11 protein-coding genes are annotated in these 11,919 nt (G+C 69.2%); 4 read left to right on the top strand and 7 right to left on the bottom strand.

What is annotated here, in order from left to right:
• Both BLQ39_RS16025 and BLQ39_RS00095 read right to left on the bottom strand, forming a co-directional pair.
• Positions 1-1,308: a type III polyketide synthase gene (locus BLQ39_RS16025; RefSeq protein WP_241982780.1), complete on the bottom strand. Its 1,308-nt coding sequence runs from the start codon at positions 1,306-1,308 to the stop codon at positions 1-3.
• A gap of 115 nt (positions 1,309-1,423) precedes the next feature.
• The gene (locus BLQ39_RS00095; RefSeq protein WP_167738549.1) at positions 1,424-2,245 is read right to left on the bottom strand and encodes a phosphatase PAP2 family protein; all 822 of its coding nucleotides are present in this window, start codon (positions 2,243-2,245) and stop codon (positions 1,424-1,426) included.
• 384 nt (positions 2,246-2,629) lie between these two features.
• On the opposite strand from BLQ39_RS00095, the gene BLQ39_RS00090 reads away from it, so the two are divergent.
• The 3 genes from BLQ39_RS00090 to BLQ39_RS00080 all read left to right on the top strand — a co-directional run bounded on the left by BLQ39_RS00090 (position 2,630) and on the right by BLQ39_RS00080 (position 4,907).
• A complete protein-coding gene (locus tag BLQ39_RS00090; RefSeq protein ID WP_092321060.1) occupies positions 2,630-3,172 on the top strand; it encodes an OsmC family protein in 543 nt (180 codons plus the stop codon).
• A gap of 84 nt (positions 3,173-3,256) precedes the next feature.
• Positions 3,257-3,577 carry a hypothetical protein gene (locus BLQ39_RS00085; protein ID WP_092321059.1) on the top strand — a complete coding sequence of 107 codons (321 nt, stop codon included), beginning with the start codon at positions 3,257-3,259 and terminating at the stop codon, positions 3,575-3,577.
• Positions 3,578-3,968: 391 nt separating this feature from the next.
• On the top strand, positions 3,969-4,907 hold the full coding sequence (locus tag BLQ39_RS00080; protein ID WP_241986950.1) for a phosphodiesterase: 939 nt from the start codon (positions 3,969-3,971) through the stop codon (positions 4,905-4,907).
• On the opposite strand, the gene BLQ39_RS00075 is transcribed toward BLQ39_RS00080, so the two are convergent.
• The 4 genes from BLQ39_RS00075 to BLQ39_RS00060 all read right to left on the bottom strand — a co-directional run bounded on the left by BLQ39_RS00075 (position 4,837) and on the right by BLQ39_RS00060 (position 9,720).
• Entirely contained in the window at positions 4,837-6,537 is a 1,701-nt protein-coding gene (locus tag BLQ39_RS00075) for a stealth family protein (RefSeq protein ID WP_092321057.1), read from the bottom strand. The genes BLQ39_RS00080 and BLQ39_RS00075 overlap by 71 nt on opposite strands.
• Before the next feature lie 314 nt (positions 6,538-6,851).
• Positions 6,852-7,277, bottom strand: coding sequence for a DUF1761 domain-containing protein (locus BLQ39_RS00070; protein ID WP_092321056.1), 426 nt, complete (start codon positions 7,275-7,277; stop codon positions 6,852-6,854).
• 95 nt (positions 7,278-7,372) lie between these two features.
• A complete protein-coding gene (locus BLQ39_RS00065; RefSeq protein ID WP_092321055.1) occupies positions 7,373-7,783 on the bottom strand; it encodes a DUF488 domain-containing protein in 411 nt (136 codons plus the stop codon).
• Positions 7,780-9,720 (bottom strand): thioredoxin domain-containing protein, encoded by a 1,941-nt coding sequence (locus BLQ39_RS00060; RefSeq protein WP_092321054.1) that lies wholly within the window; start codon positions 9,718-9,720, stop codon positions 7,780-7,782. The genes BLQ39_RS00065 and BLQ39_RS00060 overlap by 4 nt, the downstream gene beginning before the upstream one ends.
• A gap of 103 nt (positions 9,721-9,823) precedes the next feature.
• Between BLQ39_RS00060 and BLQ39_RS15725 the strand changes: the two genes are divergently transcribed.
• Positions 9,824-10,999, top strand: coding sequence for a serine/threonine-protein kinase (locus BLQ39_RS15725; RefSeq protein WP_092321053.1), 1,176 nt, complete (start codon positions 9,824-9,826; stop codon positions 10,997-10,999).
• A 46-nt stretch (positions 11,000-11,045) separates the two neighbouring features.
• Here the strand turns inward: BLQ39_RS15725 and BLQ39_RS00050 are convergent, their stop codons facing one another.
• On the bottom strand, positions 11,046-11,879 hold the full coding sequence (locus BLQ39_RS00050; protein ID WP_092321052.1) for an aldo/keto reductase: 834 nt from the start codon (positions 11,877-11,879) through the stop codon (positions 11,046-11,048).
• Between the last annotated feature and the right edge of the window lie 40 nt (positions 11,880-11,919).

The following is an 11,919-nucleotide window of genomic DNA, read 5'->3' as shown; positions in this document are numbered from 1 at the left end:
CTAGCCGACGGCGACGGTCATCAGGCCGGACTCGACGGTCAGCCCCGGCCCGAAGGCCATGGCACAGACACGCTGTCCGTCCTCGGTCGTCGGGGCGTCCATGATGGCCTTCATCACGAAGAGGATCGTGGTGCTGCTCATGTTTCCGTACTGGCGCAGGGTCTCCCGCGACGGCACGAGCTGGGCTTCGGTGAGCCCCAGCTTGGCCTCTGTCTTGTCCAGGATGCTTCGCCCGCCCGGGTGGATCGCCCAATGCGCGATGGCCGTGCTGAGGGTGTCCGCCGGCGCACCCGCGCCCGGCCCCGCGCCCGGGCCTGACCCCGCGCCCACCGCCGCAGCCCCGGCACCGGCCCCGGCACCCGACGAGACCAGCGACTCGGCGAGCACCTGGGAGAGCACGTCGGCCAGGACCTCGATCTCCGCGGCCTCTTCCGCCTCCTCGACCGGCAGCAGTCCGGCCAGGGTCTCGTCACCGTCGAACAGCGGCGCGAGCGCGCCCTCGATGTGCTCGTCGATGATGTGCGGCACATAGGAGCTGAGCACCATCTCAAAGCCCTCGTCGCCGATCTTCCAGGCCATGTCCCCTTCGCCGACCGGGGTGATCACGGTTTCGAAGCGGTCGAGGTTCAGCGCGACCTCGCCCGGCGCCAGGGCGCGGCTGCTCACGATGCCGGCGGCGGCGCCATCCGCGAACAGGGAGGAGGCCACGATCGTGTCCGGGTCGTTGGAGCTGCGCAGGTGCAGCGAGCACAGCTCGGCGCTGACCACGAGCACGACGGCGTCGGGGTCGGCCAGGACGAACTGTTTGGCGGTGCGGAGCGCCGGCATCGAGGCGTAGCAGCCCATGAAGCCGAGGTGGTAGCGCTGCGTGGCGGGGCTGAGGCCGAGCTCCCGCACGAGCATGTAGTCAGGACCCGGCGCGTAGAAACCCGTGCAGGACACGGTGACGACGTGCGTGACATCCGCGGCCTCGATACCCGGGCAGGCGTCGACGGCGCGTCGGCCTGCCTCGACGAAGAGCTTCGTGGCCTCGGTGATGTACAGCTCGTTGCGCACCTTCGTGCTCGGCACCAGCAGCCGCTGGGTCACCGAGTCGAAGAACCGCGGATCGGCCGCGTCCCCGTCGAGGGTCAGCTCCTCGATCACGGTGTGCCGTTTCTCGATTCCCGACAGGTTGAAGGATGTCGACACCAGCCGCTGGGCGAGACGGCTGAGGTCGGGCTGGGCTGCGAAGACATCCCGCACCTCGTCCTGGATCAGGATGGTCGGCGGGACAACGGTCTGGATCGCTCTGAGCGTGACGGCCATGCCCCAGTGTGACACGCACCCGCCCCACGGGCCAGTTTCGGGTTGAGTTGCGGAAAAAGTACCGTCAATCTCACGTCGAAGGTGCTTTGTCCGCATCTCAACGGGAGGTGGCCGGTCAGGGCAGCGGGTCGAAGAGGCGGGTGGCCGTGAGCGCGATAAGGAAGCCGGAGGCGGCGATCGCCGTGAGGCCGCCGATGTAGGCGATCAGGGCACCGGATGCCCCGCCGGACGTATCGAGGAGGGTGACGACCAGCGCCGCCCCCGAGATCACCGCGAAGGGAATCGCGATCCACCACTGCCGGCTCGGGGAGTCGTGCGGCGGCAGGTCTGCAACCGCGCGGCTGAACGAGAGAACGGCCCCGCCCACGCACCCCCAGAAAGCGACCACGAGCAGCGCGGCGATCACGTCGCTGGGGCGGTGCCACTGGTCGGCCAGGGTAGACAGACCCGCGAGCACGGCGAAGACGGTGCCCCAGACGCCCACCCGCGAGCGTGTCCGGGGGCTGGCCACCAGGAAGAGCGCCAGGGCGGATGCCGCGGCGACGGTCGTATGCCCGGAGGGGAATGAATTGCCGGCGTACCCCTCGACGCCGAGGTCGGAACGCGACAGGATGCCGTACTTGAGCAACTGCGTCGTCGCGATCGCGGCGGCGGCAACACCGACCGCCACGACGAACGTCTTCAGGTGGCGACGGATCAACGCGACGATGATCGTCAGCAACAGTCCGACCACGGCCGAGGCGATCGGCAGCCAGTCGAGGATTCCCTGCGTGAACGGGGTCACGCTCCGACGCCCGAATTCCGCGCCATCGTAGGCGAGCTGGTCGACCGCCTGCCCGGTGTGCGTCTGCACGAAGAACAGGTAGAGCAGCACGAACACGGCGGTCGACAGAAGCGCTCCGCCGAAGAAACGGACGGGGTTGGATCGGGTGCGCACGGTCCACCTTTGCACAGCCAGGCCGGTTCCTCCTGAATCCGCCGCGGCTCGGGCACGTAGCGAGGGACCCCGGCAACTGAAACAGCCTCCGGGGTCCCTCTGATCTGACTTGCGTCCGATGTCCAACACAAGCTAGGCCGATCCTCAGCCGGCGCAAGGGTGCCGGCGCACGGGCGCCTGCGCACGGGCGCCGGAGGGGGCGCGCAGGGAGCCGGGGGCGGGGGGCCGGTTACGCCGCGTGACCCGCAGCGTTACGCCGTGTGACCCGCAGCGTTACGCCGTGTGACCCACAGCGTTACGGCGTGTGAACGCGGGGCGGGGCGGAGGCCGCAATGGTTCGTACTCTGAAGTTCCCGCCCCACACTCTCCAGGAAGAAGCCCCCCGTGATTATCGAATCCTCCCGTTCCATTTCCGCCGACGAGCGCGCCGCTCGCCTTGTCTCCGCCGGCACCGCCTGGGCGGACCGGATCGGCGCCGACGCCCGGAGCGCCCAGCTCTCCTACACGGTCAAGGGAGAAGGCGAAGGTTCCGTTGCCAGCCGGATCACCGCCGGCCGGCAGGTCTTCTTCGTCGACGAGCCGGCCGCCCTGGCCGGCGACGATATCGCTGCCAGCCCCGTGGAGTACGCGCTGGGCGCACTCATCTCGTGCCAGATCGTGGTGTACCGCCTGTACGCGCAGAACCTCGGCATCCGCGTGGACTCCATCTCGGCCACGGCCGAGGGTGACCTCGACGCGCATGGCCTGTTCGGCCTCGACGACGCCGTGCGTCCCGGATTCTCCGCCGTGCGCCTCGATGTGCGGGTGACCGGCCCGGAGTCGGACGAGCGCTACGCGGAGCTGCACTCCGCAGTGGACGCGCACTGCCCCGTGCTCGACATCTTCACGAACCCGACGCCGGTGACGGTCTCGCTCACCGCAAACTAGCCGGGGCGAGGAGTCCTCTCGTTTCACCGTTCGCGGTCAGCGATCACCGCTTGATTTCACCGCAGGGCGGCGTACCGTGAAAGCATGTTCCCGTGGCGACGCGACCGGAGGACCGGCAGCGAAGACTCGACCAGCGCTGACACCAGCGCTGACAAGCGCAGCGCTGGTGTCAGCGCCGATTCAACCGGCGCAGGCGCAGCCCGCGCAGAGCCCGGCAAGAACTCGTTCCGGAAGAAGTCGCCGAAGCCCGGCGCGGAGAGTTACGGGTTCACCGGGCTCGAGGGCGACTTCGAGGCGGAACGTCGGCGCGCCGCCGAGGCGACGCACGAGCCAGCCGAGCCCTACGAGGGTGAAGACGGCAGGCATCCGCTGCCGGGCACGGCCGGCGGGCTGACCCACCCGTAGCAAACCGTGGCGAGCAACCGTCACGTCCTGAAACGATGAGCGGGGCCGGTGAGCGCTTCGGCCATGCCGCGCAAGATCCAGGTGCAGAGCTCGAACGAAGACCGGCTGACCGTGAAAGAGGGAGGCGAGCGCCAGACCAGCGGCTCGTAGTACGAACGCCGGTCCAGCAGGCCACACGGGGTCCGGGGAGCACTCCGGGCCCCGTGTTTTCGCGCCGGAATCACGGGGATCTCCGCGCCGGAATCACGCGCCGGATCCGTCGCCGCATCTTTTCTGTCCTCTCTTCTGGGGGCGCGCCGGTTACCTCCTGTTCATGTTCTTCTGCTCCAATAGAGGGAGTACCGTTAGTGCGCCGTCGCAGAGTGCGTACTTCCGAACGAATGGAAGCTCCGTGAACGTTCGAACGGCCGAGCACCCCAGGCCGGAACATTTCCTGCTCCACCTCAGCGACACGCACCTGCTCGCCGGCGGCAATCGCCTCTACGGCAGCGTGGACAGTGCGGCGCACCTCGCCCGACTCTTCGACGAGGTCGAGGCATCCGGCGGTCGACCTGAGGCGATCGTCGTCACCGGCGACCTGGCCGACAAGGGCGAGCCGGATGCCTACGATCGGCTGCGTCGAATCGTCGAGCCCGCGGCGGAACGCCTGGGCTCACAGGTCATCTGGGTGATGGGTAACCACGACGACCGTGCGTCGTTCCGAGCCAACCTGCTCGACGAGCTACCCACGTCGAATCCGATCAATCGCGTGCACAATGTGAACGGACTGCGCGTGATCACCCTGGACACCTCGGTGCCCGGTCATCACCACGGGGAGATCTCTGCGGAGAGCCTCGGCTGGCTGGCGACACAACTCCGCATGCCCGCGCCCGACGGCACGATCCTCGCCATGCACCACCCGCCGGTGCCGAGCATGCTCGACCTTGCGGCGACGGTGGAGTTGCGCGATCAAAGCGCCCTGGCCAGGGTTGTGCGCGGCTCGGATGTTCGCAGCATCATCGCCGGACACCTGCACTATTCGTCAACCGCGACCTTCGCCGGCATTCCGGTGTCGGTCGCGTCGGCCACCTGCTACACGCAGGACCTCAACGTGCCCGTCGGCGGCACCCGGGGCCGCGACGGCGCCCGCGCGTTCAACCTCGTGCACGTGTATCAGGACACGGTGCTGCACTCGGTCGTGCCGCTCGGCAGCTACCCCACGCTGGACTACATCGATGCCGCCGAGAGTGCCCGGCGGCTCGCCGCCTCCAACGTGACGTTCACTCCCGCGGGTACTCTGCCAGTGTTCCGTGAACCGCCGATGACCACACCGATCCCGGTCCTGCGATAACGGATTCGCCGCTCACCCGGCTTTCGTTCTCCCAGGGGGCCGCGATCGGGAAGTACAGTTCAAGGAACCCGGTCACCGCTGCCACGCGCACCTCGTCCGAGATTTCCGGGAAGCTTCCGTCGTTCAGGCAGAACATGTCGTGGTCGCGGCGTTTGCGCAGGCGGTTCATCTGGCGGAGCGCCACCCGCAGGGTCGTCTCCACGTAGAGGGACTTCGCCTGCGTCTGGGCGACCGCGCGACCGGTCATCAGCGCGTAGTAGTGGTACAGCGAGTTGGTGACCGAGATGTCCGTCGCCGAGCGGAACCGGCTCGCGGCCGTGCGGGCGAAGTCCTCCGGGAACTCGGCCTCGAGCTGGCGCATGACGCTCTTCCGCATGGGGGCCGCTGTGTGCTCGAGGTGGCGGGTGGTGACCTTGCCGAAACGCTCGTGCAACAGGGCGCGGTTGACGCGCGCCGCATTCTCGAATCCGCTGCGGGTCGGGTCGTTCTCGCCCAGCCCGATCCGGGTCGACGCCTCGATGAACTTGGTCACGCCGCCCGGGGAGAAGAAGAGCTCCGGCCCGACCGGACGACCGAAGAACATGTCGTCGTTCGAGTAGAGGAAGTGCTCGGCCAGGCCCGGGATGCGGTGCAGCTGGCTCTCGACCGCGTGCGAGTTGTGTGTGGGCAGCACGCTCGGGTCGGGGAAGAAGTCCTCGCTGCGCATGAGCGTGACCTTCGGGTGGTCGGCCAGCCACTCGGGTGCGGGCGAATCAGTGGCGATGAAGATGCGCCGCACCCAGGGGGCGAACAGGTAGACGCTGCGCAGCGCGTACTTGAGCTCGTCGATCTGGCGGAAGCGGGCGTCGGACTCGTCGCCCTCGCCCACGACGTAGGCCTTCATCCGCTTGGCGCGTTCGCGCTGGAAGTCCGTCGACGAGCCGTCGACCCAGGAGAAGACCATGTCGATGTCGAAGCTGATGTCGCTGGCGAGGTCGTCGAACATGTTCTGCAGCGTGCGCCAGCTTCGGCCGTAGAGCTCGATCGTGGTTTCGCGTGCCTCTGAGCGCGGCATCCGGGTGCGCATGAGCTGGTTCTCGACCGGGGCGACGATCTCGTCGTCGCCGAAGCGCCACATTTCCAGCTGGAACGCGGTCTGCGAGCCGTAGCGGAGGCGGCCGATCGGTTCGATCCGCGGGCGGTACACGCGGAAAACGGAGGACTTGCGCAGCGACGAGAGGGCGCCGTCGGCCAGCAGAAGCGGCTCGGTCCGGGCGCCGTCCAGCGGCTTGGCGTAGAAAGGCTCGTTGGCGAACGCCGAGGCGAGCACCCGGGTGAGCGCCTTGCGGCTCTTGCGGTCGACCGCGATGACCGGGCGGCCGCCATCGCCGCGCACGAGCAGGAAGTCGATGCCGGCGGCCTCGAGCGCGTCGCGCACCGCGAGCAGGTCCTTGACCATGGACTCCTGGGGCGTGAAGTTGCCGTTGATGAGCGCGATTTCGCCCTTGCGCACGACGAGGTCGTCGCGATCGAAACGGCGGGTTCTGGCGTCCGGCGTGATCAGCACCAGTTCGGGTTCGGTGCTCAGGGAGAGGGTCGGCGGCGTCGGGGCATCCGCGCTCGGTGTGTCTGATCGATCGAATGTCGCCATGGTCCTCCTCAGGGGGTGGGAACACTCGTTCACGAGGCAACCACACGCTATGCCAAGGGGAGTGCGTCCGGTATCACCGAAGCGCTGCGCTGAAGTCCGAAACCGAGAGCGAAGCAGCCGGCGGAACGCGGTGGCGCTTCTTCCAGTGTACGCTGCCGCGGCCTGGGCCGAGATTGCGTGCTGCGCTGGCGCCTGGGTTGAGTTGCGGAGAACGCACCTTCGTTCGGAGATTGAAGGTACCTTTTCCGCAACTCAACGTGGCTGCTGGGCTGCAGTGCGCTCAGCTGCAGGGCGCTCGACTGGAGGGCGCTGGCCTAGAGTGCGCTGATCCCGAACAGGCCGATGATCAGGGCCATAACCACCAGGGTGACCAGCTCGTGGGCGATGTTGAGCACGGTCAGGCCCCACGGTCGGCGATCGAATGCGTCGTGGGTGACCATGCGCGCCGCGGTGAAGCCGGCCCAGAGGATGATCGCGGTCAGGACCGTGTTGGCGAGGAAGCTGCCCCCGTAGAAATTCTGCACGATCGCGGCGCTTCCGGCCAGCACCCACGCGGTGATAAAGCTGACAATGACCGTGACGATGATCGGCGCGGCCGCTCCCCCCATGGTTTCCGAGGTGTGGCCGACGGCCTTCATCCAGTACGTGCCGAACACCCGTCGCGCATACCAGATCGTGCCGACGACCATGCTGGAGGCGGTGGCGAGCAGCACAGCCCAGATGTTGACTTCGGGAATCATGGTGGAGTCCTCTCAGCAGCGGCGCCGCCCCGGAATCGCAGCGGATGCCCCGATGCTAGCGCCCGGGGGCGGCGACGGGCCTGATTTCCGGGGCGTCAGTCCTGTGCCGGAGCCTCAGCGGGTTCGGCCAGGTCCGCGCCGAGGTACTCGGCCAGCACGCGGGCGTGGTTGTCGCGCCGCTCCCGGGCGCCGTAGAGCAGGGTGACGCGCACGGGCGCACGCTCCGCGGCGAGCGCCCGCAACTCGGCCACGGCCTGCACGCTCGCCGGGTTCCCGTCGAGTTCGGCCCGGTACCGGAGCGCGAACTCGTCGAAGCCTCCCCCGTTGTGGAACCAGCGGCGCAGCTCCGTCGACGGGGCAATCTCCTTGAGCCAGGCGTCGAGCCGGGCGCGCTCGGTAGAGACCCCGCGCGGCCAGAGGCGGTCGACCAGCACGCGGCATCCGTCGTCGTCGGCCGGGTCGTCGTAGATCCGTTTGAGGGCGATGTTCCCGGGTTCGACGCTCATGGCCGGCCTCCCGCCGGGTCCAGGCCCGCCGGATCGGTGACCGGCAGTCGGCAGACGAAGTCGCGGCAGAGGTAGGCGGTCGGCGCTCCGGCGCGGGCGGTGCGCTCCGCGAAGAGTTCGAATCCCGAGGCGGCGAAGGCGGAGGCCTGGGCCTCTGTGACGGATGCGACGAGTCCACTCCCCCGCCGGCGAACGGCGGCGAGGAGGCCGGCCGGGTCCTCCGGCTCGCGGCCGGGCGCCGCGGCGGGCGTGATGACGACGAGCTGCTCGACCGGCGCAGCCAACTGCGCGATGAGCCGAAGCGCTGCCCCGAACGCGAGCGGGCGGGCCGGGGCCAGCGCGGTGAGTGTTCCCATCGCGTGCTCCGCGGTCGCGCGGTAGCGACGCTCCGCAGTGAGCAGGTAGAGCAGCTCCGCGGCGTCCGCGGTGGCGCTCAGCCCGGAGGGGTAGGCGCCCTCGGACGGATCGGCATCCAGGGCCAGGCCCTGCGCGGCCAGCACCGGGTCGGGACCGTTCGGGGCGGTGAACGGTTGCGCCAGGGGTGGGACGTCGGCGGGGGCGGGACTGTCGGTGGCCGGGATTAGCGTGCTGTCAATGAGCCCGCGCGCCGCAGTGGCGTAGCCGCTCTCCCCCGTCAGCAGGGCGAGGTGAAGGAGTCCGTGTGCGAACATCCCGTAGTCCTCCAGGGTGGCCGGGGCCGTCGAAACCCGGTCGTCAATGGACGCCCGCACGAGGGTTCCGCGATCGTGCGGTCCGCGCTTCGGGAGGTGGTGCTCGAGCAGGAAATCGGCGGCCCGTCGCGCGGCGCCGGTGAACGTGTCGTTGTCGAAAGCGAACCCGGCCAGGGACAGCGCTGCGATGGCGAGCCCGTTCCAGCCCGTGAGGACCTTCGCATCGAGTGCCGGCGGGGTTTCGCCCGCGCGGCCCTCGGCGTCCAGCGCGTAGTAACCTCCCTCGACGCGGTGGCCGTCGACCGTGCTCTCGGAGTCCTGGGCGCTGGCGAAGCCGCCGCCGGGCAGTTGCATGACGGTGATGAGGAAGTCCGCGACACCCTCCGCGACCGAGCGCGCCCACTGCTCCCCGGTGACTTGCCACGCGCGGGTATACAGCTCGAGGAGCTGGGCGTTGTCGTAGAGCATCCGTTCGTAGTGAGGTTCGCTCCAGTCGCGGTTCACGGCGTAACGGAAGAAGCCCCCTTCGACCGGGTCCCGGAGCGGGGACGCCCCCATTCGTTTGAGAGCGCGCAGGGCCAGGGCCTGGCCGGCAGCAGGCCCGTCGGCAGGCTGGGCCAGCAGGAAGGCGAGCGCCGGCGCCGCCGGGAATTTCGGGGCTCCGCCGAATCCGCCGTGGGTCGTGTCCTCGTAGGCGGCGAGTTCGGCGACCGTGCGTCCGAGCGTGGCCGCGTCGGGCAGCGAACCGCCGCCGCGATGCTGCCGGGTGCCCTCGGTGATTGCCGCCGACAGGAGTGCGGCGCTGGCGGTGACCTCGTCACGCCTGGTGGTCCAGGCCTCCGTCACGGCTTCCAGCACCTGCCGGAACGCGGGCTGGCCGCGCATCGGCCGCGGCGGGAAGTAGGTCCCGGCGTGGAACGCCCGGCCGTCGGGGGTGACGAACACGTTCAAGGGCCAGCCCAGCCCCTCGATGAATGCGCCGGCCGCCGCGAGGTAGCTCGCGTCGACATCCGGATGCTCCTCGCGGTCGACCTTGATGCTGACGAAGTGCTCGTTGAGGTAGGCGGCGAGGTCCGGGTCGCTGAAGCTCTCCCGCGCCATCACGTGGCACCAGTGGCAGGTCGAATAACCGATCGAGACGAGCACCGGCAGATCTCGTGCGCGTGCCTCCGCGAACGCCTCCGCTCCCCAGCCGTGCCAGTCGACCGGGTTGTCCGCGTGCGAACGCAGGTAGGGGCTGATCGCTGTTGCAAGGCGGTTCGGCATGGCTCCATTCTGCTCCGCACAGGTTCGCGGTACCCCTATTGACCGGCGGCCGAGGGGGATATTCTGGCGCCATCGGGCTCAGTTCGAACAAAGAAGCTATGGCGTGACACAGGAAATCCTGGCGCAACGGCTGTGGACCGCTGCGCAGAACGATTCAGGCCTTCTCACCAGGCTACGGAGCGCATACCGCGGCCGGTTCGACGTACGAGATGCCCTCTGGTGGAGGGCCAATCCCCTCGCGCCGACTCCCTCCGGCCGGCCCGATCCGGCGGCCCAACTCTTCGAACTCAAGGCCGCGGTGTACTGCATGCATTCGGTCCCCGAGCCGCTCGTGGAGTTCGTCGACCCGATCACCCTGCGCACCGTGCACGCCACGGAAACCGAGCACCGCCTTCGTCAGCGGATGCGCGAGCAGGCACAGGAGGACGCCGCGCTCGACGCCGCGCTCGCGACAGCGGACCGTTGGGCGGACGCGGCCGACGTGCTCGACGCGCTCGACGGGCCCGCCCAGGCAAGCCCGCCGGCCGCGCTGGGCCGGGCCGACCCTGCCGATGAGGGCCTGGGGACCGAAAACGCCGACGACTCGGGGGCCGGCGGATGGAGGCCGCGGGGATCCGCCTCGCAGGGATCTGTTCCAGGGGGATCTGCCACGACTCGATCGCTCAGGACTGAATTCGGGCTCTACCCGGGCGCCCCCCGGCCCCAGCGCCGCTTCGCCCTGCTCCTGGTCGCCGTCGGCGCGCTCGTCGGCGCGCTCGTCGCCGCGCTGATGGTTCCGGCTCTCGTTGGCCCGGCCGACCTCCCCGAAGCGGCCGCCCCTGCGGCCGACATCGGCTCCGGGCCCGGGGCTCTCGGCGCGGCAGACCCCCAGGCACTCGAGCAGGACTACCTGCGCATTTTCGACGAGCCGGCGGACTTCGCCGACGGGAAGGCGCCGTACCTCGGCGCCGAATTCAGCCACGACTCGATTCGGAGCGTCGGTGCGGCGCCTGCGGGGGCCAGCTTCGGCGTCTACGTCGCCCGGCGCGGAACGGGTCAGTATTGCATCATCGTGCAAAACGCCGACCATACCGGCACGAGCGCCTGCGCCGGCCCGGGAACCCTGGCCAGGACCGGGCTGCGGGTCAACGCCACCGTGCGTGGGACCGTGTCGGTGGGCGGCAATCCGAGCATGGCGGTGCTGCTCGAACTGTCCGTCGTCTGGGCGCCGGACGGATCGATCACGACGTCGTCGCACCCTCAGGGCGACTCGTGCGTGGCCTCACCAGCCATCTGCTGATCGACGAGCTCGCCCTGCGGCGCATCGCCCCAGCCGCGGCCGAGGGTCAGTTGACCTCGTCCGGATGCGCGCTGACGCGGCCGGCACGTTCGAGGGAGGTGATCGCGGCGAGCTCCGCGGCACTCAACTCGAAGTCGAACACGTCGAAGTTTTCCGCCATCCGCGAGCGCCGGTCCGACTTGGGGAAGACGATGTTGCCCATCTGCAGGTGCCATCGGATGACGACCTGGGCCGAGGTCTTGTCGTGCGCTGCCGCGGCACCGGCCACGGCGGGCTCGTCGAACAGGGGGTACTTGCCCTGGCCGAGCGGGCCCCAGGCCTCGATCTGGATGCCGTTGGCGCGCGCGAACGCGGTGACCTCCGGCTGCTGGTGGGCCGGGTGCAGTTCGATCTGGTTGACCGCGGGCACGACATCCGTCTCGGCCAGCAGGCGCTCGAGGTGCGGCACGAGGAAGTTGGAGACGCCGATCGAGCGGGCGCGGCCGGACTCGCGAATCTGCTCGAGCGCCTTCCAGGCCTCGACGTACTTGTTGTTGGCGGGAGCCGGCCAGTGGATCAGGTAGAGGTCGACGTATTCGAGGCCGAGCTTCTCCAGGCTCTCGTCGAACGCGTCAAATGCCGACTGGGTGCCCTGGCGGTCGTTCCACAGCTTCGTGGTCACGAACAGCTCCGAGCGGTCGATCCCGGAGTTCGCGAGTGCGTCGCCGACGCCGGCCTCGTTGCCGTAGATCGCCGCGGTGTCGATGTGGCGGTAGCCCACCTCGAGGGCATCCGAGACAATCCGGAGCGTCTCGTTCGGGTCGACCTTGAACACGCCGAACCCGAGCTGCGGGATGGTGTGGCCGTCGTTGAGGGTCAGGGTGGGTACCGGATTCGTCATGGGTCCAGCCTAGGGCTGGCGCCGGGGTGAGCGTCGCGCC

Source organism: Cryobacterium psychrotolerans (assembly GCF_900101115.1).
GTDB classification, from domain to species: Bacteria; Actinomycetota; Actinomycetes; order Actinomycetales; family Microbacteriaceae; genus Cryobacterium; species Cryobacterium psychrotolerans.
The sequence above is the reverse complement of the archived record's forward strand: the minus strand, read 5'-3'. Positions and strand labels throughout refer to the sequence as shown.

Excerpts from the sequence above, each read along its gene's own strand:
- BLQ39_RS16025 (WP_241982780.1), bottom strand. The coding sequence starts at position 1,308 with ATGGCCGTCACGCTCAGAGCGATCCAGACCGTTGTCCCGCCGACCATC.
- BLQ39_RS00085 (WP_092321059.1), top strand. The coding sequence starts at position 3,257 with ATGTTCCCGTGGCGACGCGACCGGAGGACCGGCAGCGAAGACTCGACC.
- BLQ39_RS00075 (WP_092321057.1), bottom strand. The coding sequence starts at position 6,537 with ATGGCGACATTCGATCGATCAGACACACCGAGCGCGGATGCCCCGACG.
- BLQ39_RS00070 (WP_092321056.1), bottom strand. The coding sequence starts at position 7,277 with ATGATTCCCGAAGTCAACATCTGGGCTGTGCTGCTCGCCACCGCCTCC.
- BLQ39_RS00065 (WP_092321055.1), bottom strand. The coding sequence starts at position 7,783 with ATGAGCGTCGAACCCGGGAACATCGCCCTCAAACGGATCTACGACGAC.
- BLQ39_RS00060 (WP_092321054.1), bottom strand. The coding sequence starts at position 9,720 with ATGCCGAACCGCCTTGCAACAGCGATCAGCCCCTACCTGCGTTCGCAC.
- BLQ39_RS00050 (WP_092321052.1), bottom strand. The coding sequence starts at position 11,879 with ATGACGAATCCGGTACCCACCCTGACCCTCAACGACGGCCACACCATC.